This window comes from Pseudazoarcus pumilus (assembly GCF_002872475.1).
Classification (GTDB): Bacteria; Pseudomonadota; Gammaproteobacteria; order Burkholderiales; family Rhodocyclaceae; genus Pseudazoarcus; species Pseudazoarcus pumilus.
Genome location: NZ_CP025682.1, coordinates 3,151,443 through 3,177,728 on the forward strand (window position 1 = coordinate 3,151,443; position 26,286 = coordinate 3,177,728).

A 26,286-nucleotide genomic window follows, 5' to 3' on the forward strand; every position below is an offset into this window, starting at 1 on the left:
CTCTATCCAGCTTTATGCGGGCACCACACGGCAAAGCGTGGTCTTGGTTTCCTGCATCATCGTGACCGCGTCGTAACCGTAGGTCGTCGCCGTATTGGTCGATTCGCCACGGGTATAGGGCGCGGAACCCTCGGGGTACTTGTCGAGCAGATCCTGCCCCTGGAAGTGACCGCCGAAGTGGAACGGCGTGAACACCGTGCCACGACCCACACGGGTGGTGACCAGGGCCTTGATCTTGATGCGACCGCCTTCCGGACCTTCCAGCCACACCGTCTGCCCATCCTTGATGTTGACGTCGTTGGCATCGGCCGGATTGATCTCGACGAACATGTCCTGCTTGAGTTCGGCCAGCCACGGGTTGGAACGCGTCTCCTCGCCGCCGCCTTCGTACTCGACCAGACGCCCGGAGGTGTGGACGAGCGGAAACTCCTTGGAGTAGTCCTTGGCCTGTACCGACTTCCAGCGCGTGGGCAGGCGGTAGAACACCTTGCGGTCATCGTAGGTCGGATAGTCGGCCACGAGGTCGTAGCGCGGCGTATACAGCGGCTCGCGGTGCACCGGGATGGGATCCGGGAAGTTCCACACGTGGGCGCGCGCCTTGGCGTTGCCGAACGGGTGGCAGCCGTGCTTCATCGCCACGCGCTGGATGCCGCCGGAAAGGTCGGTGGTCCAGCTCCTGCCATCGGCCTCGGCCTTCTCCTCGGGGGTCAGTTCATCCCACCAGCCAAGCTGCTTGAGGATGTCCGCGGTGAATTGCGGGTAGCCGCCCTGGATTTCCGCCCCCTTGGACCAGGAGCCCTCGGCGAGCAGGTTCTCGCCCTGGTACTCGGTGCCGAAGGCGTTACGGAAGTTGCCGCCGCCCTCCATGATGTGCTTGCTCGGGTCGTACAGCACGTGGGTACCCGGGTGCTTGAGCTCGGCCGTTCCGTAGCACGGCCATGGCAGGCCGTAGGTCTCGTTGTCGAGCGGTCCGCCCTGCGCCTTGAGCGTCGCCACGTCGAAGTGACGCTGGTTCTTCATGTGCTCCTTGAGGCGCTCCGGGCTCTGGCCGGTGTAGCCGATGGTCCAGGTACCACGGTTGATCTCGCGCAACACCGACTCGGCGGTCGGCATGTTGTTCTGGATGTCGTAGTTCTTGAACATCTCGTCGGCGAAACCGAGCTTCTTGGCGAGCAGGTAGGCGATCTCGGAATCGGGCTTGTGCTCGTACAGCGGCTCGATGACCTTGTCACGCCATTGCAGCGAGCGGTTCGACGCGGTGACCGAACCGGCCTGCTCGAACTGCGTGGCCGCCGGCAACAGGTAGGTGTTCTCCTTGCGGTCGTGCAGCACGGCAGAGACGGTCGGGTAGGGGTCGATGACGACCAGCAGGTCGAGCTTCTCGAAGGCGCGCTTCATCTCGGGACCACGCGTCTGCGAGTTCGGCGCATGACCCCAGAACATCGCCGCGCGGATGTTGTCGCGCTGCGAGATGTTGGCCTTGTCCTCGAGCACGCCGTCGATCCAGCGCGACACCGTGATGCCGCCGGTGTTCATCGGCTTCATCGTGCCGCCCTTGCCGTCGTCGTACTCCGTCTGGTCGAAGCGGTTCTGCAACCAGTCCAGATCGACGCCCCACACGCGTGACCAGTGCGTCCAGCCGACGTTGTTGATGGGGTAGTAGCCAGGCAGGTTGTCCGGGTTGGGCCCTACGTCGGTCGCCCCCTGGACGTTGTCGTGGCCGCGGAAGATGTTGGCACCGCCGCCTTCCTTGCCGATGTTGCCCAGCGCGAGCTGCAGGCAGTTGTAGGCACGCACGTAGTTGGAACCGATGGTGTGCTGCGTGCCGCCCATGCACCACACGAAGGTGCCCGGCCGATTCTCGGCCAGCGTCCTGGCGACCTCGAGCAGCGCATCGCCGCTCACGCCGGTCACGCGCTCGACCTCCTGCGGCGTCCATTTGGCGACTTCAGCACGCACCTTGTCCATGCCGTAGACGCGCTGGCGGATGTACTCCGTGTCTTCCCACCGGTTCTCGAAGACATGCCACAGGATGCCCCAGATCAGCGGAACGTCGGTGCCGGAACGGAAGCGCACATAGATGTCGGAGTGGGCCGCAGTACGCGTGAAGCGCGGGTCCATGACGATCAGCTTGGTGCCCTGTTCCTTGGCACGCAGGATCAACTGCATCGCCACCGGGTGGGCTTCGGCCGCGTTGGAACCGCACATGATGATGCTCTTGGCGTTGAGCATGTCGTTGTACGAGTTCGTCATCGCACCGTAGCCCCAGGTGTTGGCGACACCCGCGACCGTGGTCGAGTGGCAGATACGCGCCTGGTGGTCACAGTTGTTCGAGCCCCAGAAGGCGGCGAACTTGCGCTGCAGGTAGGAACCCTCGTTGCTGGCCTTGGACGAACCGGCGAACCACAGCGCGTCCGGCCCGGATTCCTCGCGGATGGACAACAGCTTGTCGCCGATCTCGTTGATCGCCTGATCCCAGCTGATGCGCTCCCATTTACCGCCCACCATCTTCATCGGGTACTTGACCCGACGCTTGCTGTGGCCGTGGTTGCGCAAGGCCGCGCCCTTGGCACAGTGCGCACCGAGGTTGAGCGGGCTGTCGAAGGCCGGCTCCTGGCCGATCCACACCCCGTTCTGCACCTCGGCGATGGTCGAACAGCCCACCGAACAGTGGCCGCAGACCGTCTTGATCTGCTTGATCTCGGCCTTGGGATCGATGGAGCGCGCGGCGCGCGCCTTCTTGACCATCGTGCCGGGCATCATGCCCGCGACGGCAGCACCCCCGACGGCCAGGCCCGAGCCGCGCAGGAAGGCGCGACGGCTGACCGTCTTGCCCAGCAGGCCCGCCATGATCGGCTTGGGTGCCGCAGCATTTTTCTTGACCAATTTCATGACTCGTCTCCTCACTGATGACCGCGCTCAGGGGCGGTCGCGGTCACGCTAGAACTGCGCCTTGGCGTAGTAATCCCGGATGTGCTGGGTCTCGTGATAGCCGGTCGGGCGATCGGCCGTCGCGCCGTCGTCGATCTGCGGCTCGTCGGCCGATGCCTGGCCGATGGTCGCGGCCACGGCCACGCCTCCCCCGGTCAAGGCCATCGATTTCATGAACTTGCGCCGGGACTCCAGCCCTGCATCGTCTCTCTTCTTCATCTCCGACTCCTTCTCGTCGTCATTGACCCAGTAGCGAATCAGTTCGCCGCTGTCAGTTTTGTCGGCTCACGCCGACATTGCATAAACCCTGCGCTCGAGCGCCACGAAGGCCTCGCCGAGCGCTGCCACGGCGCGGTAGAAATCCGCGCTGGGGGCCTTCCCGATGTCCTCGAAAAGGCGTCCCATCCAGCTGTCGACATGGCGGCGGAACAGGTCGCGCTGCCAGTCGAGATCCACGTCCTCGTCGACGATGACGAAGGCCATGGTTTCGCAGATCGCGCCCGCGTGATCCTCGGTCTCGCTGCAGCCCTCACCCATCTCGATGCCGAGTTCGGCCAGATCGTCACGCAGTTCGATCAGCGGACGGTCGGCGAGCATGCCGCGCAGATACCAGGACGCGTAGGGCGTGACCTCGCCGCCGCCGACGCCGATGAAGACGTCCTGGTACTCGCGTCGCAACGCGTCGTCGCGTGCAGTGCGCGCGGCCTCGCCGAGGCGCTGCCATGCCTCGCCTATCGTGTCGCCCGCCGGGCCGGCCGAGCCGACCTCGACCAGACGGCCCAGCGTCCCGGCGTCCGGCGGCGCCATCAGCAGGCGGCCGAGCAATGACCAGGTTCCGGCGCGCAGCGCGTCGACCGGATCGGTTTCGGTAGCGGTGTCGAATGCCTGTTCGCTCATCGTCTCAATCCCTCGGTCCCAGCCAGCGCGGCTTGGAGCCGCCTTCCAGATCCTTCGCGAACATGTCCGTGACGCGACAGTCGCCGCACATCTGCAGGCGGCGGATGGCCTCGTCGGACTGGAACATGTGGTGGCCGGAGAGCTTCTCGGTCATGCGACCAATGACGCTCTGCGTGGCGAAGGGCGTGCCGCAGCGGATGCAGCAGAAGGGTTCTTCCTCGTTGAGCACGCGCGGCTTGCGGCGCTCGTCCCAGTCGAACAGGAAACGCGCCTCGAGCGTGATCGCGTCCTCGGGACAAGCCTGGGCGCACAGGCCGCACTGCACGCACAAGTCCTCGGTGAAGGACAGGCGCGGCGTGTCGCCAGCATCGGTGAGCGCGCGCGTCGGGCACACCTGGGAACAGGACATGCACAAGGTACAGGCGTCGCGGTCGACGATGATCTCGCCGAACGGCGCGCCCTTGGCCAGTCGGGTAACCGGCGGACGCTGCGGCGCATGCTCATACAGGTGATCGAGCGCCAGGCGCAGCGTGCCGCGTTTCTCGTTGAAGGTATCGAAGCTCGCCGCGCGACCCACGGCCGGCGGCAGGGTACAGGAGAGCACCCCGCCGGGATCGTCGGCGTTGCCCAGCCACACCAGGCGCGCCGAGCCGTCCAGATCCATCGCGTCGAGCAACTGGCGCGCGTAGTCGATCTGTTCGCGCATCGCGGCGCGTACGGTCGGCGGCACGTTCGCGGTGTCGAGCAGCACGATGCGGCTCGCGCCGTAGGCCAGCGCCGCCAGCCAGGTGTCGATGCCGGCCGCGCCGATCTCGGCCAGCTGCACCGGCAGCGCGTTCGGCGGCAGGCCGTCGGCCAGCGACTTGAGCCGCTCCAGGCCGGATTCTTCGTCGTGGAAGACGAGCACCGGCTGCTCGCCGCCGGCCTCGCGGAAGGTGGCGAGCATGCGCTTGATGCGTGCGATCTGGTCGCGCGGCCCGGGATAGGCGTAGGTCATCGCCCCGGTCGGGCACACGCTGGTACAGGTGCCCGCCCCCTGACACAGGTAGGGATCGACGTCGACCAGATCGCCCAGGGACTTGATGGCGCCGGTCGGGCAGGCGTCCAGACAGCGCGTACAGCCGATCAGGCCGGAGTCTCCATGCGCGCAGATGTCGGCGTTGTAGGCGAAGAAGCGCGGCTTCTCGAATTCGCCGGTCATCTCCGGAATCTCGGCGAGCATCTCGATCAGGCGCGCGGAGTCGCCCGCCGGCGCGTAGTAGCCGAAGGGTGGCACCTCGTGACGCATCGCCGGCTCGCGGCGCAGGTCGAGCACCAGATCGAACCACGGCCGGTCGGGGCGTGTGAGCGCCGCCGGCGACACTTCCCTGCCGTCGGGCAGGCGCATCGCCATCGTGAAGCGCCCCAGATGGCCGGTGAGTTCGCCTGGCTCGCCGCGTAGCAACTGCACGCGCGCGGCATCGTCGCGCGCACGACGCGCTTCCTCGGAGAGCGCGTTCGCAGCCGCGGTCGCGACCACCGTACAGTGCAGGCGCTCGCGCAACTGGTCGGCGCACTCGAGCGCGTCACGCTCGGCACCGATGATCAGCAGGTAGCCGGTCGACTCGTAGGCGACCAGCGACGTCGCGTCGACATCGACCGAATAGGCTGCCTCGAGCGCCGCCATGCGCGGGGCGGAAGCCGCCTCGCCACTGCGCAATACGGGATCTTGGTAGAGACTGCTCAGATCGATCATAGGGCCTCTTTGTCGGGGGGCGGCATGCGCCCCGCGGGTTCGTCGGCGGCGACGTCGGACATCCCGTGGTCCGTGTCGCCCGCTTGCATCTCGCCGGTCTGCTCGGCGACGAGTGTCGATTCGAGATCGGGCACGCGCTCGCCGCGCATCTCGGCGGCGACGTGCGCCTGGGCCTGTTCGGGGCTCAGGCGCAGACCCTTGTCAGTCAGGCGCCGGTAGAGCTTGTCGGCCTCGCGCGCGATGGCCGACTTGAGGTCGTGCGGCACGATGTCGCCCATCGGCAGGAAGGCGTTGTAGTCCTCGGCGTATTCGGCGCACTCGCACCACACGTTGTACTTGGGGTTGCTGAACACCTTGGCCAGCGCCCGCATGCGCAGCGACTGCGACACCTGACCGCCGAAGAACATCGAAACGTCGGCGTCCGGCGACAGCGTTTCGACATCGGGCATGTCCTCGTCGCTCAGTTCGGAGCGGCGCTTGCCGGTGCGCGCGTCGATCGGGTCGTCGTCACGGACTTCACTCGCTGCGACTGCGGCCTCGGCCGCGACCGGTGCCTCCACGCTCTCGGTCTCGCGCGGCGCCTCGACCTCACGGCCGAGCTTGCGCCGCGACCAACGCGACAGGAACGGCACGCCACCGTCCTGCTCCGCGATGTCGTTGCGCGACTCGTCCATCATGTCTCGTCTCCCGCCCAGTCACCCACCTCGGCATCGTAGATCGCCTTGCTGCGTCGCTTGCCTCGGCCCTTGCCACGCTTGCGCGGCACGTAGTGCGCGTTGACGAAGGCCTCGAGCCACACACCGACCTCGTCGGGCATGGGCGCGGCCAGCACCACGTCCTCGGCACCGCGCAGGTCGGTCGCATCCAGATTCTGCGCGCGGTCCAGGCTGACCGTGACTTCCCAGGGCTCGAAACCGCCGTCGGGAACGAAGCGCCCGATCACGAACACCTCGGGGCGGTCGCTGCCCAGATTCAGCGCGTAGTCCTCGGCCTGCGCCGGGCGCAGGCGCAGCGAGAAACCCCGCCACAGGAACATGTCGCCGTGCGGCCCGGAGCGCACCTTGGTGCACTCGCGGGTGGGCGAGGCAAAATGTTCGCCCACCACCACACCGGTGACGTGCCACAGCATCGCGTCCGCGGCGTGTTCGGGCGGCGGCGACGCAATCATCAGCGCCACCGGCAGGATCGCGTCGTGGGACCAGGTCGCTGCGTCGTGATCGTCGGACTGCACTTGTTGATTCAAACGGCGACTCCTATGCAGGCAATTGCCTAGGTTCTTTTTATAGTTGATAGCAACCGCTATGCCAAAGCGTGAAAACACGTAAACACCTTTGGATAAAAGGCTTTTCGCCGGCATCGCAAAGAAGATTCGCGACGAATTGACGCAGTTTTCAACGTGTCGCGACAAAATGCACCATGCTGCAGTGCACGATGGTCTCGATGACATCGGGATCGGCCTCCAGGGCGGAACACGGCGCGTGCGGTGCGGTCTGTTGCCATGCGTGGAAAATCTGACCCAATTCCTTCTGGAACCGGGTCAAAATGTCCCGAATCGGCATCTGACACGCAAGAATGGAAACGCGATGGTGATCCTGCAGCCCGACACGCCTGCCTCGCCAACGGGGGCACCGCCGCCAAACACTGGCGCAGCCACCGGCGTGATCGGCGAGAGTGCGCGCATGCGCGAGATCGCCGAGCTGCTGCGACGCGTGGCGCCGTCGCGCACCACGGTACTGATCGAGGGTGAATCAGGCACCGGCAAGGAGGTGGCGGCGGCCAGCCTGCATCACCACAGCGGTCGCTCCGGACGCCTGGTCGCGATCAACTGCGGGTCGATGTCACCCGAACTGCTCGACAGCGAGCTGTTCGGACACGCCCAGGGGGCCTTTACCGGGGCGGCACAGGAACGCGAGGGGCTTTTCCTGCATGCAGATGGCGGCACCCTGTTCCTCGACGAGATCGGCGAACTGCCGGCCTTTCTGCAGGCCAAGCTGCTGCGCGTGCTCGAGACCCTGCGGGTGCGCCCGGTCGGCGCCGACGACGAGATCGCCGTGGATGTGCGCATCGTCGCGGCCACCAACCGCGACCTGGGACGCATGGTCGACGCCGGCAGCTTCCGCGAGGACCTGTACTACCGGCTCAACGTGCTCGCGCTGCGCATGCCGCCGTTGCGCGAACGCCCGGAGGACGTCGCGCCGCTGGTGGACTTCTTCGCGCGCCAGTTCTCGGCGGTGTTCGGCCTGCCCGCCGTCGCACCCACACGCACCGGTTTGCGCCGCCTCGAGCAGCACGCCTGGCCGGGCAACGTGCGCGAACTGCGCAATCTGGTCGAGCGCGCCACCCTGCTTGGGAAGCCGCCCGATGCCTGTTTGCGCATCGAGAAGATCGATCCGCAGGCGTTGCAGGCGCTCGGCGCCAGCGGCTATCCGGCCGACCTGCCGCTGATCGAGGTCAAGCGCCGCCACATGCAGCGCGTGCTGGCCGCGTGCAACGGCAACAAGTCGGAAGCGGCACGGCGCATGGGCGTGTCGCGCAAGACGCTGGAACGGCGCCTGCGCGATTACGTGGACGGAGCTTGAGCTTCAGTCGTCGCTGATCGAAATCTCGGGGAAGGCGCCGGCCGCATCCGCGTGGCGTAACGCCAGTCGCGCCGCCATGTTGCGCGCGACTTCGCGATAGGCCTGCGCGATGGCGCCGTCCGGGTCGGCGATCACGCTGGGCTTGCCACTGTCGGCCTGCTCGCGGATGCGGATGTCCAGCGGCAGCGAGCCGAGCAGGTCGAGGCCGTATTTTTCGGCCATGCGCTGCCCGCCCCCTTCGCCGAAGACATGCTCCTCGTGCCCGCATTCGCTGCAGTGGTGCATCCCCATGTTCTCGATGATGCCCAGCACCGGCACGCCGACCTTCTCGAACATCTTGTAGCCGCGGCTGGCGTCGAGCAGCGCGATATCCTGCGGCGTCGTGACGATCACCGCGCCAGCCACCTTGACGCGCTGCGCCAGCGTGAGCTGGATGTCGCCGGTGCCCGGCGGCATGTCCACGATGAGGTAGTCGAGATCCTCCCATTCGGTGTCGCGCATCAGTTGTTCGAGCGCCTGGGTAGCCATCGCGCCGCGCCACACCATGGGTTCTTCCTCGTCGATCAGGAAGCCGGCCGACATGGCCTGCACGCCATAGTGCGTCATGGGCTGGAAGCGCTTGCCATCCTTCGACGACGGCCGGCCCGAGATGCCCAGCATGCGCGGCAGGCTGGGGCCGTAGATGTCGGCGTCGAGCAGGCCCACGCGCGCACCCTCGCCGGACAGCGCCAGCGCCAGATTGACCGCCGTCGTGGACTTGCCCACCCCGCCCTTGCCGGAGGACACGGCGATGACGTTGCGCACGCCGGGCAGGGAGACCGGGTCTTGCGCATCAGCCTCGCGCGGCATGATCGCCGTGCTCACCCCGACCTCGATGCTGGAGGCCGGCAGCCCGGCCAGCGCGCCGCGCACCCGCTTGCCCAGGTCGGCGACGAGGCCGCGCACCGGAAAACCCATCACCAGATCGACGCGCACCCGATCGGCCTCGACCTGGATGTCGCCGACACAGCCGGCCGACACCAGATCGCGCCCCAGATGCGGCTCGACAACTTTCGCAAGCGCCGCCTCGACAGCCTCACGGCTCAATTCCGACATGTCCTGCTCCCGTGTTGCGGGCACCGTGCGCGCAGCATCGTGCTTGCGCGCGGCGGGCACCTCTGATACCAAATAAGGGTTCGCTGTTCTTCCGGAGAAGACCATGGTCGCCCTGTCGCTTCGTTCCATCCTGCTCGCCGCCGCACTGGCGATGCTGGCGCTGGGCGCCCGCGCCTCCTCGTCCGAGGCGCTGCTCAACGCCATCATCGACCGCCAGCCCGCGCGCGTGGCGATCCTGCTCGACCAGGGCGTGTCGCCCGAGGTGGCCAGTGCGGCGGGCGAATACCGGGGCAAGACGGCGCTGATGTGGGCGGCCGAGACCGGTCAGACAGACGTCATCCGCATGTTGGTCGACTACGGCGCCGTCGTCGACCGCGGCAACGCCAAGGGCGGCACGGCCCTGATGTATGCCGCCGTCGCCGGACGCACCGAAGCCATCCGCAGCCTCGTCGAGGCCGGCGCCGACCCCAACCATCGCGTGCGCCATGGCTGGACGCCGCTGCTGCTGGCCACCGCCAAGGGTCACGTCGAGGCGGTACGCCTGCTCACCCGGCTGGGCGCCGACCCGAGCACACGCGACGTCTATGGCTGGACGCTGCTGATGCACGCGACCGAGCGCGCCGACCGCGAGATGGTGTCGACCCTGCTGGATCTGGGCCTGGACCCGCAGCAGCAGGACGCCTCGGGCACCGATGCGATCACGCTCGCCCGCCGCGGCAACCACGCCGATCTGGTGGAACTGCTCGAACGCGCCCGCCGTTGATTCGCGCCTCAGCATGAAACCACGTTGTCGCTGAAATCCTCGAGGCGACGCACCACCGTCTCGCCCGCCAGCGGTTCGCGCGCGTCACCGTTGGGATACTCCAGCGACAATCGCGCCTCGAACTCGTCGAAGAATCGCCTGAACAGTTCCCCGCCGAGCGTGCCGACCGCGAAAAGGCCGTCGCTGGCCACATCGTGTTCGAGCAGGATCGCGGCCAGCGGCTGACCCGCGGGCCCGTCGATCACGCGCGCGCCGCCGGCAGGATCGTAGCGGCTGTTCTCGGCGCAACAGCTGATCACCCCTTCGGGTGGCTCGTACTCGTTGCGCGCCGACCGGAACGAGATGTAGCTGATGGTCGGCGTCGGATGCGCCATCTTGTGCGCGCAGATCGCCGAGTACGCCACCAGCGAACGTCCGGGCCCGACCCCGCCGGGCCAGTCGTAGTGCTCACCGGCCTCGGTCTCGAGGCCGTTGCGTCCCGGCACCGCCCGACCCAGATCGAACAGGAAGCACGGCGTGGCCGCGAACGGATAGGCGAACACGTACTGCGCGCGCGGCTCCAGGCTCGACGCGCGCAGCGGTTCGCCAGTCGCGTCGAGCAGACGCACGCGGGCGTAGCGGCGCGGCACGGCGCGGGCGGGCACCGCCACGCCGCTGGCGAACAGGCCGGCGGCCAGGGTGCAGTTGCGTACGAAGGAACGTCGATCCATGCGCTTCTCCCTCTCGCAAATCCGGCAAAACGCGCTCAGCCGGCCTGATCCAGCGGCGCGCGCCCCAGGCAATGCGCCATGACGAAATCGGCGACTTCGACCGGGTCGTTCACGTCCAGCCGCGCCCGCCCGCCGGTATCGAGATCGGCGACATCGGTCGCGACGGCGACGATGTGCGCGTCATGCGGAAACAGCATCGATTCGCTGGCACCGGCCCGGTAGATCTCGATCTTGTCGATGGGCGCTCGCTTGAAGCCCTCGACGAGCGCGATGTCGCAGTCGGAGAGCTTGCCCAGCAAGGCGTCCAGCGGCATTTCCGGGGCGCCGCGCAACTCGTGGATGAGCGCCCAGCGGTTGCCGGAGCTGATCAGCACCTCGCGCGCGCCGGCATGACGATGGCGGTAGGAGTCCTTGCCCGGCTGGTCGACGTCGAACTTGTGGTGGGCGTGCTTGATCAGCGAAACCGCGAGTCCGCGCCCGGCGAGCACCTCGATGACCCGTTCGATGAGCGTGGTCTTGCCGCTGCCGGACCAACCGGCGAATCCGATCACCTTCATGCGCTCGCTCCCGCGTTCATGCTGTTTCCTGGTCCCATTCGGCGCATTTCCTCTCCAGCGTCTTGCGCGACACGCCCAGCCGGCGTGCCGCTTCGGTCTTGTTGCCGCCACAGGCCTCGAGCGCGCCGAGGATGTGACGCCGCTCGACTTCCTCGAGCGACAGTTCGGGGTCGGCCGTGCGTGCGGCCCTGGGCTGCGCGACCAGCGACGCGGTGGAAAAACCGCCCAGGATCAGCGAACGCTCGACGAAATTGCGCAGCTCGCGCACGTTCCCCGGCCAATGATAGGCGCACAGCGCGCCCATCACCTCGGACGGCACGGCCAGCGGCTGCACGCCCAGCCGCCCGGCCAGTTGCGCGACGAAATGCGCGACCAGCGCCGGCACGTCGTCGGCGCGCTCGCGCAACGGCGGCACCGCCAGATCGACCACCGCCAGGCGGAAGTACAGGTCCTCGCGGAACACGCCGTCGCGCACTGCCTGCAGCAGATCGCGGTTGGACGCGGCGATGATGCGCACATCGACCGGCAGTTCGCGCTCGGAGCCGACCGGGCGCAAGCGGCGCTCCTCGAGCACGCGCAGCAGCCGGCTTTGCATCGACAGCGGCAACTCGCTGATCTCGTCGAGGAACAGCGTGCCGCCGTTGGCGTAGTAGAACAGGCCGTTGCGACTCGCCGCGGCGCCGGTAAACGCCCCTTTGACGTGGCCGAAGAGCTCGCTCTCGATCAGTTCCGACGGGATCGCCGCGCAATTGACCGGTACGAAGGCGCGCGCGGCGCGATCCGACAGGCGGTGCAGCGCGCGCGCCACGACTTCCTTGCCGGTGCCCGACTCCCCCTGCAGCAGCACCGTGCTGGGGGTCGCGGCGACGCGATGGAGGATCTCGCGCAGCGAACGCATCGCCTCCGATTCGCCCACCAGGCCGTCGCCGCTGGCGTCGTCGCGCTCGGACAGTTCGCGCCGCAGCACGTAATTCTCGCGCGCCAGGCGGGCGCGCTGGAAGCAGTTCTTGATCGCGTTCAGGATCTGGTCGATACGGAAGGGCTTGAGGATGAAGTCCGAGGCACCGCCACGCAGCGCGTCGATGGCGCTCTCCAGGTCGGCGAAGGCGGTGATCAGGATCACGTCGACGCCAACGCCCGCTTCACGCAGTTCGCGCAGCCACTCGATGCCCGACTTGCCCGGCAGGGCAATGTCGAGGATCAGCAGGTCGAAGTGGCGACGCTCCATGCGCGCGCGCGCGGTTTCCACATCCACCGCCGATTCGACGTGGGCGCAGCGCGGCGCCAGCGCACGCTCGAGGAAGCTGCGCATGCCTTCCTCGTCGTCGACGATCAGGATGGAGTGACGCGGCCAGGCGAGATCGTCCGGCGCCGGGCCGGACGCGCCCTGCGCGATGTCACCTGCTTGCTGCATTCGCTCTCTCCTCCGCTTGCCGTCACGGCGCTTCGCCGCTCACGCGCCGGCCGTGCGTACGACCCGCGCCTGCGCCCGCTGCATGATACCCGAGCGCGCCAGCCCTCAGCCCTTCCAGCGACGCATGAATCCGGGCGCCTCCGGCCCGCCCTGGAACTCCGCCTGACGGCGCAGCCGCAGGTGGAACTCCGTGCCTTCGCCGGGCTGACTGGCCACCGTGATGCGACCGCCGTAGCGCTCCACGATGGTGTAGGTCACCGACAGGCCCAGTCCGGTTCCGCTGTCCTTCTTGGTGGTGAAGAACGGGTCGAAGATCGCCGCCAGATCCTCGGACGCGATCCCCACACCGGTGTCGCGCACCACCAGCTCCACACCCGCCGGCGTGCCGTCGGCGTCACTCCAGTCGTGCGCCGCGAGGGTCAGCGTGCCGCCATCGGGCATGGCCTGCGCGGCGTTGACGATCAGATTGATCAACACCTGCTGGAGTTCGCCACGGTTGATCTCGACCGGCGCCGTCGCCTCCAGGTGCGTGACCACCTCGACGTCGTTGCGGTCCAGGTTGTGCGCGGTCAGCACCAGGCAGTCATGCACCACCGGGGCGATGTCGACGGCCTCGGTGTAGCCGGCGAAATCGCCGGGGCGGGCGAACTGCAGCAACTTGGTGACGATCAGGCGGATGCGGTCGATCTGGGCGTGGATCAGCCCGATCTCGCGCTGCACCGGCTCGGCGGCGGGGCCCAGCACGGACTTCATCACATCGAGATTGCCCTGGATCACGGCCACCGGGTTGTTGACCTCGTGCGCGACGCCGGCCGTGAGTTCGCCGATGGCGGCGAGCTTCTCGCTCATCACCAGTTGCTGCTGGGCGCGGCGCAGCGTCTCGTTGGCCTCCTCCAGTTCGGCAGTGCGCTCGGCCACCTTGCGGTCGAGTTCATCGGCCCAGCGTTGCAGCTCCTCGCGCTTGGCCTGCAGCGTGTCGAGCAGATGGTCGAATTCCACCGCCAGCCGGCCCAGTTCGTCGCGGCTCGCCACCGCGCCAACGCGCGCGCCGGCCTCGCCTTCCTCGACGCGGCCGATCACGCGGTTCATGCGCTCGATCGGGCCGAACACGTTGCGCGCCCAGCGCAGGCTGAGCAAGGTGCCGATGATGCTCAGAACCACGAAGATCGCGCACAGCACGAGCATCGCAGAGACCATCGCGCTGCGCAGCGGGCGTTCGAGAAAGCCCACGTAGAGCATGCCGATGCGCTTGCCGTGGCCGTTGACCACCGGCTCGTAGCCGGACACGTAATCGTCGTTGACGACGAAGGCCGTGCCCAGCCAGGTGCCGCCTTCGCCCAGTACATAGTCGCGCACCGCCTGCGACACGCGCGTACCGAGCGCACGCTCGCCCTCGAACAGACGCACGTTGGTGGCGATGCGCGCATCCCCCAGGAACAGCGTCGCCGTGCCCTTGCTGCCCAGCGGCAGCGTGCCGTCGCGATAGACGATCTCGTTGATGCGGTCGACCAGGCCGAGGTTGCCGTTGAGCAGGGTCGCCCCTTCGAGCACCGCGACCAGCTCGCCGCCCGCGTCGTACACCGGCGCAGCGGCGTGAATCATCATGCCGCGATCCTCGGCCATGCGCGGGTCGGGAGCGGCCGCGCGCGTGGGCACCAGCGGCAGCCAGGCGCGCAGGCGCAACACCGGGTCGAGTTCGCCCAGTTGCGCGGGCGAGAACAGCTCGATGGTGTTGTGGGCCGCGCCGCTGGCAGCCGCCGCGACCACCGGCCAGTGCAGGCGCGAGGCGGCGGGCGGCTGGTCGGCGAGCGAACTCGACAGCGGGTGACCGTCGAGATCGAGCAACATCAGGTAATCGAGCCCATGTTCGCGCGAGAGCAGCGACAACAGCGAGATGAATCCGGGTTCGTCGGCAGCCTCAAGGCTGGTCACCAGCCGGTGGGAGCCGGCGATCGCGACCACGTCGGCGCCGACGCCCTCGCGCACGCGGTCGAAGTATTCGTGCGCGGTGACCATGTCGGAGCCCACCTTGTAGTTGAGCAGCCGATCGTAGGCCTCGTTGCCCCAGGTCCACACCAGCCCCAGCAGCAGCGGCACGCCGATGGCCAGTGGTGCGAGCACCAGCGCCAGCAGCTTGAGACGCACCGACGCGCGAAAGCGTGCGATCCAGGCGGCGACACCCACGGCCCGCGCCACGCCTCAGCCGCTCCGCGGACGACGCGCGTCCATCGGTTCAGCGCGCCATCGCCTGCAGCCGGGCGATCCGTTCACGCGTGTCCGGGTGCGTCGAGAACAGGCCGCGCATTCCCCCTGCGAGCGGGTTCATGATCATCATCTGTGCGGTCTCGGGATGGCGCTCGGCAGTGGCCAGCGGCGTGCCGCGCGCGTAGGACTCGATCTTCGCCAGCGCCGCGGCGAGCGCCAGCGGATCGCCCGAGATCTCGGCACCGCCGCGGTCGGCGCCGAATTCGCGGGTGCGCGAAATCGCCATCTGGATGATCATCGCCGCGATCGGCGCGAGCAGCATGACCAGGATCGCCAGCACCGGATGCGGGCGATCCTCGCCGCGTCCGCCGAAGAACATGCCGAACTGCGCGAGCACGGTGATCGCACCGGCCACCGTGGCAGACATCGTCGAGATCAGGATGTCGCGATTCTTGACGTGCGACAGCTCGTGCGCCATCACGCCGCGCAGCTCGCGCTCGGAGAGCAGTTGCACGATGCCGGTGGTCGCCGCCACCGCGGCGTTGTCCGGGTTGCGGCCGGTGGCGAAGGCGTTGGGCTGGGCCTCGTCGATCAGGTACACCTTGGGCATGGGCAGATCGGCGCGTTGCGCGAGCTCGCGCACCATGTTGTACAGATAGGGCGAAGTGGTCTCGTCGACCTCGCGCGCCCGGTACATGCGCAGCACCATCTTGTCCGAGAACCAGTAGGCCCACAGGTTGGTCGCGCCGCCGAAGACGAGCGCCAGCAGCATGCCGTCGCGCCCGCCGATGAGCGCGCCGACGGTGCCGAAGAGCGCGACGATGCCGGCCATCAGCATCGAGGTCTTGATCCAGTTTCCGTACATTCGGATTTCCTTGAGCGTGTCGGGATAAGGACACCCAGATGGGGCGCGCGCGACCCGCTTTCAAGCGTCAGCGTGCACGAAACGCTCACCGCGCGCGATCGGGAAACCACGCAGAAACTCTTCGACGTGCATGCGCCGACTGCCCGGACGCTGCAGTTCGGTCACGCAAAGGGCACCGGCACCACAGCCGACGACCACGCCCTCCGGCCCAGCCGCAATCACCTCACCTGGCGCGCCCGCCTCGGCGGCGACGCGCGCGCGCCAGAACTTGACCGGCGTATCGCGCAAACGCGACACCATGCCCGGAAACGGATCGAAGGCACGCACGCGGCGCGCGATCACGTCGGCGGGCTGGGTCCAGTCCACAGCCGATTCGGCGCGCGCGATCTTGGCCGCGTAGCTCACGCCGTCGACCGGTTGCGCGACCGCGTCGAGTTGCCCCGCGGCAAGCCTCGGCAGGGCCTCGACGATGAGCTCACCGCCGAGCGCAGCGAGCCGGTCGTGCAGGCTCACGGTGGTGTCGTCGGGCGCGATGTCGAGCGAGCGGGCAAGCAACATCGGGCCGGTATCCAGCCCCTCGTCCATCTGCATGATGGTGATGCCGGTTTCGGCGTCGCCGGCCTCGATGGCGCGATGGATGGGGGCGGCGCCACGCCAGCGCGGCAGCAGCGATGCATGGATGTTGACGCAGCCCAGACGGGGAATGGCCAGCGCCTCGGGCGGCAGCAGGATGCCGTAGGCGGCGACCACCAGCACGTCGGGCGCGCAGGCGGCGAGCGCCGCGCGCTGTTCGGGCGTGCGCAGCTTCTCGGGTTGGTCGACCGCGATGCCGGCGTCAGCCGCGACACGCTTGACCGGGCTGGGCGTGAGCTTCATGCCGCGCCCGGAGGGGCGATCGGGCTGGGTCAGCACCAGCGGCACGTCGAAACCGGCGGCGAGCAGCGCGCGCAGGGCCACCGCGGCAAACTCGGGCGTGCCGGCGAAGGCAACGCGCAACGCGGCCGCGCTCACGCGGTGATCCGCGCGCGCTTGGCGAGCTTGCTCTTGATCCGGTTGAGTTTGAGTTGCGACAGATATTCGACGAAGACCTTGCCGTCGAGGTGATCGATCTCGTGCTGGATGCACACCGCGAGCAAACCGTCGGCCTCGAGCTCGAAACGCTCGCCGTGCTCGTTCAGGGCCGCGACCCGGATCTCGGCCGCGCGCACGACGCGCTCGTAGATGCCGGGCACGGACAGGCAGCCTTCCTCGCACACCTGTTCGCCGGATCGTTCGAGGATCTCGGGGTTGATGAACACCTTCAGATCCGAGCGATCCTCGGTCACGTCGATGACGATGACACGCTTGTGAACATTGACCTGCGTGGCCGCCAGGCCGATGCCCGGCGCCTCGTACATGGTCTCGGCCATGTCGGCGACGAGCTTGCGGATCTTGTCGTCCACGACCTCTACGGGCTTGGCGACCTTGTGCAGGCGATCGTCGGGATATCGGAGAATGGGTAACAGGGCCATATCGATGCTTGCCGGTTGAGGGTCTTTGCGTGCAGAATCCGCGGAGATTGGACGTCATGCCAGCCGCGTAGTGGCGGGCACTGGAACGAGATCGCGGGTTTGGACTTGCAGCCGTCCTGCGGGTTCCGACCAAAGGTCCGCTCCGCTCAATACGGAATCGAACCATGACCCGCATTATATTCCCTCTTCTGTGCGCTGCCGCGACCCTGTTCGCGAGCCCCACCGTCGCGCAGTCTTCCGGCGTACTCGCGGCCGACGCCCCGGACACCTACACGGTGCAGCGCGGCGACACCTTGTGGGGCATTTCCCAGCGCTTCCTGAACGAGCCATGGCGCTGGCCCGAGGTGTGGCGCATGAACCGCGAAGCGGTGAGCAATCCCCACCTGATCTACCCGGGACAGGTCATCGTCCTCGACCGCAACGGTCCGACCCTGTCGATCGGGCGCGTGATCACCGACCAGAAGCTCTCCCCGCAGGTGCGCACCGAGCCGCTGGAGAACGCCATCCAGAGCATCCCGGTGGCGGACATCGAGCCCTTCCTGAACCGCCCGCTGGTGCTCGACGAGTCGACCATCGCCGGCGCCGCGACCATCGTCGCGACCGAGAACCAGCGCGTCTTCATGGGGAACGGCGACACCATCTTCGCTAAGGACATCACCGCCGGCGCAGAGACCTGGCAGATCGTGCGCGCGGCACGCCCGCTGGTCGACCCGGTCACCAAGGAAACCCTGGCCTACGAGGCGCAATACCTCGGGCTGGCCCGCCTGACCGTTCCGGGCAAACCGGCCAGCGGCGAGCACCCCGAAGTGCCGGCGACGCTGCAGATCGTCAACGCCGTCGAGGAAATCGGCCCGGGCGACCGGCTGGTGCGTGCCGAACAGCCCAGCAACCTGTCCTACGTGCCGCACACGCCGAGCCACGATCTGGACGGGCGCATCCTCGGCATCTACCGGGGCGTGGCCGAGACCGGCCGCCACTACGTCGTGACGCTCAACATCGGCAAGCGCGAGGGCCTCGAGATCGGCCACGTGCTGGCCCTGCACCGCGAGCGCGGCACGGTGCGCTACGACGGTGACGGTCGCAAGGAGACCTTCGACCTGCCGGACAAACGCTACGGCGTGCTCTTCGTGTTCCGCGTGTTCGAGCGCGTCGCCTACGCCATGGTCATGGACACCGACGGCCACGTCTCGGTGGGAGACCTCGTCCGCCGTCCATGAACGAAGAGGCCGCCGTCTGGCTGCGGCTGACCCTGTGTCCGGGGGTCGGTCCCGCCGCCCAGCGCGCGCTGCTCTCCGCGCTGGGACCGCCCGAGCAGGTACTGGGCGCCTCGCGCGGCACGCTCACACCCATCATCGGCCGCGAAACCGCAGCGCGGCTGCTCGCCGGCCCGGACGAAGAGGCCTTGGCGAGCGCGCTCGCCTGGCTGGCCGAGCCGGGCAATCGCATCGTCACGCTCGCCGACCCCGACTACCCGCCGTCGCTGCTCGAGATCGCCGATCCGCCAACGCTGCTCTACGTCAAGGGCGACGCCAGCCTGCTGGCGAGGCCGTCGCTGGCCATCGTCGGCGCGCGCTCGGCCACCGCGCAGGGCGCGGCCAATGCCCAGGCCTTCGCCGAGGCGCTGGCGCGCGCCGGGCTGACCATCGTCAGCGGCCTGGCGCTGGGCATCGACACGGCCGCCCATCGCGGCGCGCTCGAGGCCGGCGGCGCGACCATCGCCGTGATCGGCACCGGCGCGGACCGCGTCTATCCGGCACGCAATCGCACGCTCGCCCACCGCATCGCCGAACACGGCGTGATCGTCGGCGAGTTTCCGCTGGGCACGCCGCCGGTCGCCGCCAACTTCCCGCGCCGCAACCGCATCATCGCGGGTCTTGCGCGCGGCGTGCTGGTGGTCGAGGCGGCCACCAATAGCGGCTCGTTGATCACCGCCCGGCTGGCCGCCGAGAACGGGCGCGAGGTGCTGGCGATTCCCGGCTCCATCCACGCGCCGCTGTCGCGCGGCTGCCATCGACTGATCCGCGATGGCGCCAAACTGGTCGAGACCGCCGACGACGTCCTCGACGAGTTGCGCTGGGGCAACGCGAAGAAAATCGCCGCCCCGCTGGAGGCGCCCACGGCAGCCGACGATGCGCCGGAAACCGCTGCAGTGCTGGCTGCGCTGGGTCATGACCCGGTCGACCTCGACACCTTGCTCGCGCGCAGCGGCTTGACGCTCGATGCGCTCTACGCCATCCTGCTTGCGCTGGAACTCGACGGCCGTATCGCCGGTCTTCCCGGTGGCCGATACCAGCGTCTCTGATTTTCCAAGCGGTTCCCATGTTCGACATCCTCGTCTATCTGTTTGAAAACGATCTCCATCCCGAATCCTGGGTCGGCGGCGAAGCGCTGGCCGGCACCCTCGCCGAAGCCGGCTTCGACGACGACGAGATCTCGGAAGCCCTGCACTGGCTGACCGAACTGCGCGAAGTGGCCACGCAGCCGCTGCTGCGCGAACCGCAGGCCGACTCGCTGCGCATCTACACCGCCGACGAGGCCTCGCGCCTGGATGTCGAATGCCGCGGCTTCCTCGCCTTTCTCGAGACCGGTGGCGCGATCGACGCGGCCACGCGCGAGCTCATCGTCGGCCGCGCACTCGCACTCGACGGCTTCCGGCTCGACCTGCACCGGCTCAAGATCATCGTGCTGATGGTGTTGTGGCAGCAGGAGATCCCGCTCGACGTGCTGATTCTCGACGAGCTGCTGGCCGGCGACGAAGCCTTCGACGACGCATCCCTGCAGTGAACGGGGGGAGTCGCCAGAACAGGCGATTTCCGCAATTCCCTTGCATGCGTCGAAGCGGCCTGCTTATCATGCGCCGCACATGAGCCACCGATCACGGTGGCTTCGACACTTTTGAACGGGCGGTTTTCACGCCTGCACGGACATCCACGGCATGGGCAAGCAACTGATCATCGCGGAGAAACCCTCGGTCGCGCAGGACATCGCCCGCGCGCTCGGCGGATTCACGCGGGAGAAGGACTACTTCGAGTCGGACGACTATGTACTGTCGTCGGCGGTCGGCCACCTGCTGGAACTGGCCGTACCCGAGGAATTCGAGGTCAAGCGCGGCAAATGGACCTTCGCGCACCTGCCGGTGATCCCGCCGCACTTCGCGCTCAAGCCCATCGACAAGAGCGCCGACCGCCTCAGGCTGCTCACCCGCCTGATCAAGCGCAAGGACGTCGACGCCCTGATCAACGCCTGCGACGCGGGGCGCGAAGGCGAGTTGATCTTCAACTTCATCGTCGAACACGCCAAGACCAAGAAGCCGGTCAGCCGGCTGTGGTTGCAGTCGATGACGCCGGCGGCGATCCGCAGCGGCTTCGAACAGCTGCGATCGGCCGAAGAGGTCGAAGGCCTGCGCTCGGCCGCCGTGTGCCGGGCCGAATCGGACTGGCTGGTGGGCATCAACGGCACGCGTGCGATGACCGCCTTCAACTCCAAGAGCGGCGGCTTCCACCTGACCACCGTGGGGCGCGTGCAGACGCCGACGCTGGCCATCGTCGTCGAGCGCGAGAACCGCATCCGCAAGTTCAAGTCGCGCGATTACTGGGAACTCGAAGCCGAATTCGCCTGCAAGGCCGGCAGCTACACCGGCCGCTGGTTCGACGAGGGATTCAAGCGCCCCGAGGGCGACGAGCACGCCACCGCCTTCCGCCTGTGGGAACAGGAACGCGCCGAAGCGCTACGCGCCAAATGCGAGGGTCAGCCGGGCGAAGTCACCGAGGAAGCCAAGCCCTCGACCCAGCAGTCGCCGCTGCTGTTCGACCTGACCAGCCTGCAGCGCGACGCCAACGGCCGCTTCGGCTTTTCCGCGCGCGCCACGCTGCAGATCGCGCAGGCGCTGTACGAGCGCCACAAGGTACTCACCTATCCGCGTACCGATGCGCGCGCACTGCCCGAGGACTACGTGCAGACCGTCAAGGACGTGATGCGCGATCTGCCCCAGGCCTACGCGCCGTTCGCCAACGAGATCACGAAGAACGACTGGGTGCGCCCCAACAAGCGCATCTTCAACAACGCCAAGATCTCGGATCACTTCGCCATCGTGCCCACCGGCGCGCAACCCAAGAACCTGTCCGAGCCCGAGCAGAAGCTCTATGACCTGGTCGTGAAGCGTTTCCTGGCGGTGTTCTACCCGGCCGCCGAGCACCGCATCACCACCCGCATCACGCGCGTGGCCGACGAGGCCTTCAAGACCGAGGGCAAGGTGCTGGTCAAGCCGGGCTGGCTCGCCATCTACGGCAAGGAAGCGGCCGGCGAGGAAGGCGACCTGGTGCCGGTCGATGATCACGAACGCGTCGCCACCGAAGACATCGTCGTCAAGGCGCTGCAGACCAAGCCGCCGGCGCGCTACAACGAAGCCACCCTGCTCTCGGCCATGGAAGGCGCGGGCAAGATGGTCGATGACGAGGAACTGCGCGCGGCGATGAGCGATCGCGGCCTGGGCACGCCGGCCACGCGCGCGCAGATCATCGAAGGCCTGCTCAGCGAGCGCTATCTGCACCGCGAGGGCCGCGAACTGATTCCCACGGCCAAGGCCTTCTCGCTGATCACGCTGCTCAAGGGTCTGGGCGTCAATGCGCTGACCTCGCCGGAACTGACTGGCGGCTGGGAGCACAAGCTCGCGCGCATGGAGCGCGGTGAACTCTCGCGTGAGGCCTTCATGGCCGAGATCGCCGAGATGGCGCGCGACATGGTCGACAAGGCCAAGAGCTACGAGTCGGACACCGTGCCAGGCGACTTCGCGACGCTCAAGACGCCGTGCCCGAAGTGCGGCGGCGTGGTGCGCGAGAACTACAAGAAGTTCGCCTGCCAGGCCTGCGACTGGAGCGCGTGGAAGATCGTCGCCGGGCGCCAGTTCGAGATCGACGAGATCGAGACGCTGCTGTCGACCGGGCGCGTCGGCCCGCTGATGGGTTTTCGCAGCAAGATGGGCCGGCTGTTCAACGCCGAGATCCGCCTCAACGAGGAAAAGCAGCCGGAATTCGACTTCGGCCAGCCCAAGGACGGCGAGGAAGAGGCCCCCGACTTTTCCGACCAGCAGCCGCTCGGCCCCTGCCCGAAGTGCCAGGCGCGCGTGTTCGAACACGGCATGGCCTACGTCTGCGAGAAGTCCGTGGGTCCGGACAAGAGCTGCGATTTCCGCTCGGGCAAGATCATCCTGCAGCAGCCGGTCGAGCGCGAACAGATGGAGAAGCTGCTCGCAGAGGGGCGCACCGAACTGCTCAAGGGCTTCGTGTCGGCGCGCACGCGGCGCAAGTTCTCTGCCTTCCTGGTGCGCGGCAAGGACGGCAAGGTCGGTTTCGAATTCGAGGCGAAGAAACCCAAGGCCGGGGCGAAGGACGCTGCCAAGGACGACGACAAGGACGCAGCGCCGACGAAGAAGAAGCGCACGGCCAAGGCCTGAGCGGCCTCACCCATGCGAAAGGCCTTGCCGTCACCGGCAAGGCCTTTTCATGTGCGCCCAGCATGGGCGCACTCCTGCGGGTGCGAGTCCCGCCGTAAGTTGATCACAGCGAACGAAGTGAAGCGCAACTGCATGAGGGTGACCGAGTGTGGGGAGGAAGCGTGGAGCATAAGCTGCGAGCCGATGAACAAGAATCGGATAGAAGGCGCTGCCGAGCAGGGCGAGCGGGCATGAAACCGCGAAGCTCTCGTGATCAAGGCGAAGCGGCGTAGATCCGGCGGTTGTGCAGCGAAGGAGTGCGTTCTTACCTGGCGAGATCTCGCTTTGTGTCTGAAAGGGCGACGGCGCCGAGCCGGAGCGAGAAGTCAGCAGAGGCCGTAGTAGCTGCCGTGCTGGGGCGAAGGGCCGAACGAGTAGGAGGGCCGAAGGCCATGTCGCTCGAACGTGCAGTGCATCAGAAGCCCGGTCATGCGGGGCGCAACGCGGGAGGGCGGGGTGAAGCCGCGCTTGAGGCGATGCGTGATGAAGCACGGACGGCGCGGCATGCAACTGGAAGCCCGGGGCGAGAGGGCCTGCTTGCGCAGGTGCTCGCGAGCGCGAACATGGAGGCGGCGTGGAAGCGCGTCAAATCCAATCGCGGCAGTGCAGGGGTGGATGGTCGGTCGATTGCCGAGACGGCGGACTACCTGAGAGCGCACTGGCCCCGGATTCGGGAAACGTTACTGGACGGCAGCTACCGGCCCGCGCCGGTGCGCCGTGTCCAGATTCCGAAACCCGACGGGGGCGTGCGTGAATTGGGGATACCGACGGTGACGGATCGGCTGATCCAGCAAGCCCTGCTGCAAGTCTTGCAGCGCAAGATTGATCCGACGTTCTCCGAACATAGCTATGGCTTTCGACCGGGACGCCGTGCGCATGACGCGGTGCTCGATGCACAGCGCTACGTGCAGGACGGCTACCGGGTGGTGGTCGATGTGGATCTGGAGAAATTCTTCGACCGGGTCAATCACGACATCCTGATGGAACGGTTATCGAGGCGCATCAACGACAAAGCCGTGCTACGGCTGATTCGTCGCTACCTCGTGGCCGGGATCATGGAGGGTGGAGTGGTCATGGAACGCTACGAGGGCACGCCGCAAGGCGGGCCATTGTCGCCGCTGCTGGCCAACGTGCTGCTCGACGAGGTGGATCGGGAGTTGGAACAGCGCGGTCACCGCTTCGTGCGTTACGCCGACGACTGTAACGTATATGTACGCAGCCGTCGTGCGGGCGAACGCGTGTTGGACGGGCTGCGCAAGCTCTACGACCGACTCCATCTGAAGGTCAATGAGGCCAAGACGGCCGTCGCGCCCGCATCTGGCCGGAAGTTTCTCGGTTATGCCTTCTGGTATGGCCGAGGCGGTCAGGTCAAATGCAAGGTGGCGGACAAGGCCAAAGAGACCTTCAAGCAACGCATCCGACAAATGACGCGTCGCTCGGGTGGGCGTAGCCTGCCGGAGATCGCCGAACAACTCCGGACTTACATGCCGGGCTGGAAGGCCTACTTCCAGCTCGCGCAGACGCCGCAAGTGTTCCGCGGACTCGACGAGTGGATTCGACACCGGCTGCGTGCCGTGCAGCTCAAGCACTGGCGCCGGAGTACGACGATGTATCGGGAGTTGAAAGCGCTGGGCGCTTCGGAGGCGGACGCTCGCAAGGTGGCCGCGAACAGTCGGTGCTGGTGGCGCAACAGCCGCATGGCGCTGAACCGGGCAATGCCTATCGCCTACTTCGACCGGATCGGAGTGCCCCGGCTCTCATGACCTCAACTGCTCGAACCGCCCGGTGCGGACCCGCATGCCGGGTGGTGTGGGAGGGGAACGGTCAGGTAAGCTGACCGCCCCTATCCCGATTTGCAGCGACGATCGATTACTTGCCGTCGAGCAGGCTGCGCAGCATCCAGGCGGTCTTCTCATGCACTTGCATGCGCTGCGTCAGCAGATCGGCGCTGGGCTCGTCGTCGGCCGCATCCACCAGCGGCAGCAGACCACGCGCGGTCTTGATCACGGCTTCCTGCCCCTTCACCAGCTGGCGGATCATCTCGTCCGCGGCCGGCACGCCCTTGGGCTCCTTCAGGCTGGTCAGCTTGGCGAACTCGGCATAGGTGCCGGGGGCCGGAAAACCGAGAGAGCGGATGCGCTCGGCGATGGTGTCGACCGCCATGGCGAGTTCGGTGTACTGCTCCTCGAACATCAGGTGAAGCGACCGGAACATCGGCCCCGAGACGTTCCAGTGAAAGTTGTGCGTCATCAGGTACAGCGTGTAGCTGTCCGCGAGCAGGCGCGACAGTCCGCCCGCGATCTGCGCGCGGTCCTTCTTGTTGATGCCGATATCGATGTCCATGCGTTCCTCCTTGATAAAAAAACGGTCCGGCGGGCCGGTGACAAGACCATGTTATGGGTGCGGAAGCGGCAAGGCCAATTGAAAAGCCCTGTGTGTTTCATCAAGAAACCTGATGGCACTCAGGCGGCTTCCTCCACCGGCGCGCGACCGCCCACCGGACGCACGCCGGGCAGCTTCGCCTCGAGGATGGCGCGGCGCAGAATGTCGATCGCACCGCTGCGCGGATAGGTCACGCGCCAGGCCAGCGCGACGCGGCGCGTGGGCTCGGGCGCGGCGAACGGACGCACGGCGACCATCGCGTTGTTGTCGGGCAGGTCATCGGCGGCGGAACTGGGCAGCACGGTCACACCCAGGCCGGTGGCGACCATGTAGCGGATGGTCTCCAGCGAGCTGCCTTCGAGGGTGCGCTGCAGGCCGCCGACATTGCGGCACTGCGGGCACACTTCCAGCACCTGGTCGCGAAAGCAGTTTCCGGCACCCAGCAAGAGCAGTTGCTCGTCGGCGAGCAGGTCGGCGTCGATGACCTTCTCCGACGCCCATTCGTGACCGGCCGGCAACAGCACGCGGAAGGGCTCGTCATAGAGCGGCTGGGCGACGACGCCGGCTTCCTCGAGGGGCAGGGCGAGCACGACGACATCGAGTTCGCCCTTCTTGAGCTGCTCGACGAGTACCGTGGTGTAGTTTTCCTGGATCACCAGCGGCATCTTCGGCGCGTGCTGGCGCATCAGCGGGATCAGGCGCGGCAGCAGATAGGGGCCGATGGTGTAGATCACCCCGACCTTGAGCGGCCCGGACAGCGGGTCCTTGCCGGCCGCGGCGATCTCGGGGATCAGCGCGGCCTCTACGAGCACCTTTTCGGCCTGGTTGACGATGTGCTGGCCGACCGCGGTGATCTTGACCTCGGTGGCACTGCGCTCGAACAATTGCACGCCCAGCTCCTCCTCGACCTTCTTGATCGCGACCGACAGGGTGGGCTGGCTGACGTGGCATTTCTCGGCTGCGCGGCCAAAATGGCGTTCGCGCGCCAAAGCCACCAGATAACGAAGATCGGTGAGGGTCATGTGAGAGGCTCCGTGCTCCACGACCGCCTCGCCGGCGGCCGCTGGCCCAAGGATACGACAGCTTGCGCGAGCCGGGATGGAAACCGCGGTGCATCGCCCCCAATTGCGGTCATGGGCAAATGCGGCGAA

23 protein-coding genes are annotated in these 26,286 nt (G+C 67.3%); 7 read left to right on the plus strand and 16 right to left on the minus strand.

What is annotated here, in order from left to right; all coding sequences use genetic code 11:
* Positions 1-12 precede the first annotated feature (12 nt).
* From C0099_RS15480 to C0099_RS15505, 6 genes are all read right to left on the minus strand, one after another.
* The gene (locus C0099_RS15480; protein WP_102248259.1) at positions 13-2,892 is read right to left on the minus strand and encodes a formate dehydrogenase subunit alpha; all 2,880 of its coding nucleotides are present in this window, start codon (positions 2,890-2,892) and stop codon (positions 13-15) included.
* 48 nt (positions 2,893-2,940) lie between these two features.
* Positions 2,941-3,150 (minus strand): twin-arginine translocation signal domain-containing protein, encoded by a 210-nt coding sequence (locus C0099_RS15485; RefSeq protein ID WP_102248260.1) that lies wholly within the window; start codon positions 3,148-3,150, stop codon positions 2,941-2,943.
* Between the two features lie 66 nt (positions 3,151-3,216).
* Positions 3,217-3,828 carry a TorD/DmsD family molecular chaperone gene (locus tag C0099_RS15490; RefSeq protein ID WP_102248261.1) on the minus strand — a complete coding sequence of 204 codons (612 nt, stop codon included), beginning with the start codon at positions 3,826-3,828 and terminating at the stop codon, positions 3,217-3,219.
* 4 nt (positions 3,829-3,832) lie between these two features.
* Positions 3,833-5,563 (minus strand): 4Fe-4S binding protein, encoded by a 1,731-nt coding sequence (locus tag C0099_RS15495; RefSeq protein ID WP_102248262.1) that lies wholly within the window; start codon positions 5,561-5,563, stop codon positions 3,833-3,835.
* Positions 5,560-6,240, minus strand: coding sequence for a DUF3306 domain-containing protein (locus C0099_RS15500; RefSeq protein WP_102248263.1), 681 nt, complete (start codon positions 6,238-6,240; stop codon positions 5,560-5,562). The genes C0099_RS15495 and C0099_RS15500 overlap by 4 nt, the downstream gene beginning before the upstream one ends.
* Positions 6,237-6,806, minus strand: a complete 570-nt coding sequence (locus tag C0099_RS15505) for a DUF3305 domain-containing protein (RefSeq protein WP_164084953.1) — start codon at positions 6,804-6,806, stop codon at positions 6,237-6,239. Before C0099_RS15505 ends, C0099_RS15500 begins: the two co-directional genes overlap by 4 nt.
* 340 nt (positions 6,807-7,146) lie before the next feature.
* On the opposite strand from C0099_RS15505, the gene C0099_RS15510 reads away from it, so the two are divergent.
* Complete coding sequence (locus tag C0099_RS15510; protein ID WP_164084954.1) at positions 7,147-8,142, plus strand: sigma-54 interaction domain-containing protein; 996 nt, start codon at positions 7,147-7,149, stop codon at positions 8,140-8,142.
* 3 nt (positions 8,143-8,145) lie between these two features.
* Here the strand turns inward: C0099_RS15510 and apbC are convergent, their stop codons facing one another.
* A complete protein-coding gene (apbC, locus tag C0099_RS15515) occupies positions 8,146-9,237 on the minus strand; it encodes an iron-sulfur cluster carrier protein ApbC (RefSeq protein WP_102248266.1) in 1,092 nt (363 codons plus the stop codon).
* Positions 9,238-9,340: 103 nt separating this feature from the next.
* Here apbC and C0099_RS15520 point away from each other — a divergent pair, with 103 nt between their 5' ends.
* The gene (locus tag C0099_RS15520; protein ID WP_102248267.1) at positions 9,341-10,000 is read left to right on the plus strand and encodes an ankyrin repeat domain-containing protein; all 660 of its coding nucleotides are present in this window, start codon (positions 9,341-9,343) and stop codon (positions 9,998-10,000) included.
* An 8-nt stretch (positions 10,001-10,008) separates the two neighbouring features.
* Here C0099_RS15520 and C0099_RS15525 read toward each other — a convergent pair whose 3' ends face one another.
* The 7 genes from C0099_RS15525 to def all read right to left on the minus strand — a co-directional run bounded on the left by C0099_RS15525 (position 10,009) and on the right by def (position 17,262).
* Complete coding sequence (locus C0099_RS15525) at positions 10,009-10,710, minus strand: Rieske (2Fe-2S) protein (protein ID WP_102248268.1); 702 nt, start codon at positions 10,708-10,710, stop codon at positions 10,009-10,011.
* A 35-nt stretch (positions 10,711-10,745) separates the two neighbouring features.
* Positions 10,746-11,267 (minus strand): molybdopterin-guanine dinucleotide biosynthesis protein B, encoded by a 522-nt coding sequence (gene mobB, locus C0099_RS15530; protein ID WP_102248269.1) that lies wholly within the window; start codon positions 11,265-11,267, stop codon positions 10,746-10,748.
* Positions 11,268-11,283: 16 nt separating this feature from the next.
* Positions 11,284-12,681 (minus strand): sigma-54-dependent transcriptional regulator, encoded by a 1,398-nt coding sequence (locus tag C0099_RS15535; protein WP_102248270.1) that lies wholly within the window; start codon positions 12,679-12,681, stop codon positions 11,284-11,286.
* 105 nt (positions 12,682-12,786) lie between these two features.
* Positions 12,787-14,877 carry a sensor histidine kinase gene (locus C0099_RS15540; protein WP_199797635.1) on the minus strand — a complete coding sequence of 697 codons (2,091 nt, stop codon included), beginning with the start codon at positions 14,875-14,877 and terminating at the stop codon, positions 12,787-12,789.
* Between the two features lie 37 nt (positions 14,878-14,914).
* Positions 14,915-15,751, minus strand: a complete 837-nt coding sequence (gene htpX, locus C0099_RS15545; RefSeq protein WP_102248271.1) for a zinc metalloprotease HtpX — start codon at positions 15,749-15,751, stop codon at positions 14,915-14,917.
* A 60-nt stretch (positions 15,752-15,811) separates the two neighbouring features.
* Positions 15,812-16,762, minus strand: a complete 951-nt coding sequence (fmt, locus tag C0099_RS15550) for a methionyl-tRNA formyltransferase (protein WP_102248272.1) — start codon at positions 16,760-16,762, stop codon at positions 15,812-15,814.
* Positions 16,759-17,262 (minus strand): peptide deformylase, encoded by a 504-nt coding sequence (gene def, locus C0099_RS15555; protein ID WP_102248273.1) that lies wholly within the window; start codon positions 17,260-17,262, stop codon positions 16,759-16,761. Before def ends, fmt begins: the two co-directional genes overlap by 4 nt.
* 164 nt (positions 17,263-17,426) lie before the next feature.
* Here def and C0099_RS15560 point away from each other — a divergent pair, with 164 nt between their 5' ends.
* The 5 genes from C0099_RS15560 to ltrA all read left to right on the plus strand — a co-directional run bounded on the left by C0099_RS15560 (position 17,427) and on the right by ltrA (position 24,516).
* Complete coding sequence (locus tag C0099_RS15560; RefSeq protein WP_102248274.1) at positions 17,427-18,479, plus strand: LysM peptidoglycan-binding domain-containing protein; 1,053 nt, start codon at positions 17,427-17,429, stop codon at positions 18,477-18,479.
* Positions 18,476-19,564 carry a DNA-processing protein DprA gene (gene dprA / locus C0099_RS15565; RefSeq protein WP_102248275.1) on the plus strand — a complete coding sequence of 363 codons (1,089 nt, stop codon included), beginning with the start codon at positions 18,476-18,478 and terminating at the stop codon, positions 19,562-19,564. The genes C0099_RS15560 and dprA overlap by 4 nt, the downstream gene beginning before the upstream one ends.
* Positions 19,565-19,581: 17 nt before the next feature.
* The gene (locus C0099_RS15570; protein ID WP_102248276.1) at positions 19,582-20,046 is read left to right on the plus strand and encodes a DUF494 family protein; all 465 of its coding nucleotides are present in this window, start codon (positions 19,582-19,584) and stop codon (positions 20,044-20,046) included.
* A gap of 151 nt (positions 20,047-20,197) precedes the next feature.
* On the plus strand, positions 20,198-22,714 hold the full coding sequence (locus tag C0099_RS15575; protein WP_102248277.1) for a DNA topoisomerase III: 2,517 nt from the start codon (positions 20,198-20,200) through the stop codon (positions 22,712-22,714).
* A 431-nt stretch (positions 22,715-23,145) separates the two neighbouring features.
* The gene (gene ltrA / locus C0099_RS15585; RefSeq protein ID WP_102246237.1) at positions 23,146-24,516 is read left to right on the plus strand and encodes a group II intron reverse transcriptase/maturase; all 1,371 of its coding nucleotides are present in this window, start codon (positions 23,146-23,148) and stop codon (positions 24,514-24,516) included.
* A 106-nt stretch (positions 24,517-24,622) separates the two neighbouring features.
* On the opposite strand, the gene C0099_RS15590 is transcribed toward ltrA, so the two are convergent.
* Both C0099_RS15590 and C0099_RS15595 read right to left on the minus strand, forming a co-directional pair.
* Positions 24,623-25,096, minus strand: coding sequence for a Dps family protein (locus C0099_RS15590; RefSeq protein ID WP_102248278.1), 474 nt, complete (start codon positions 25,094-25,096; stop codon positions 24,623-24,625).
* A gap of 119 nt (positions 25,097-25,215) precedes the next feature.
* Entirely contained in the window at positions 25,216-26,157 is a 942-nt protein-coding gene (locus C0099_RS15595) for a hydrogen peroxide-inducible genes activator (protein WP_102248279.1), read from the minus strand.
* Positions 26,158-26,286: the final 129 nt, after the last annotated feature.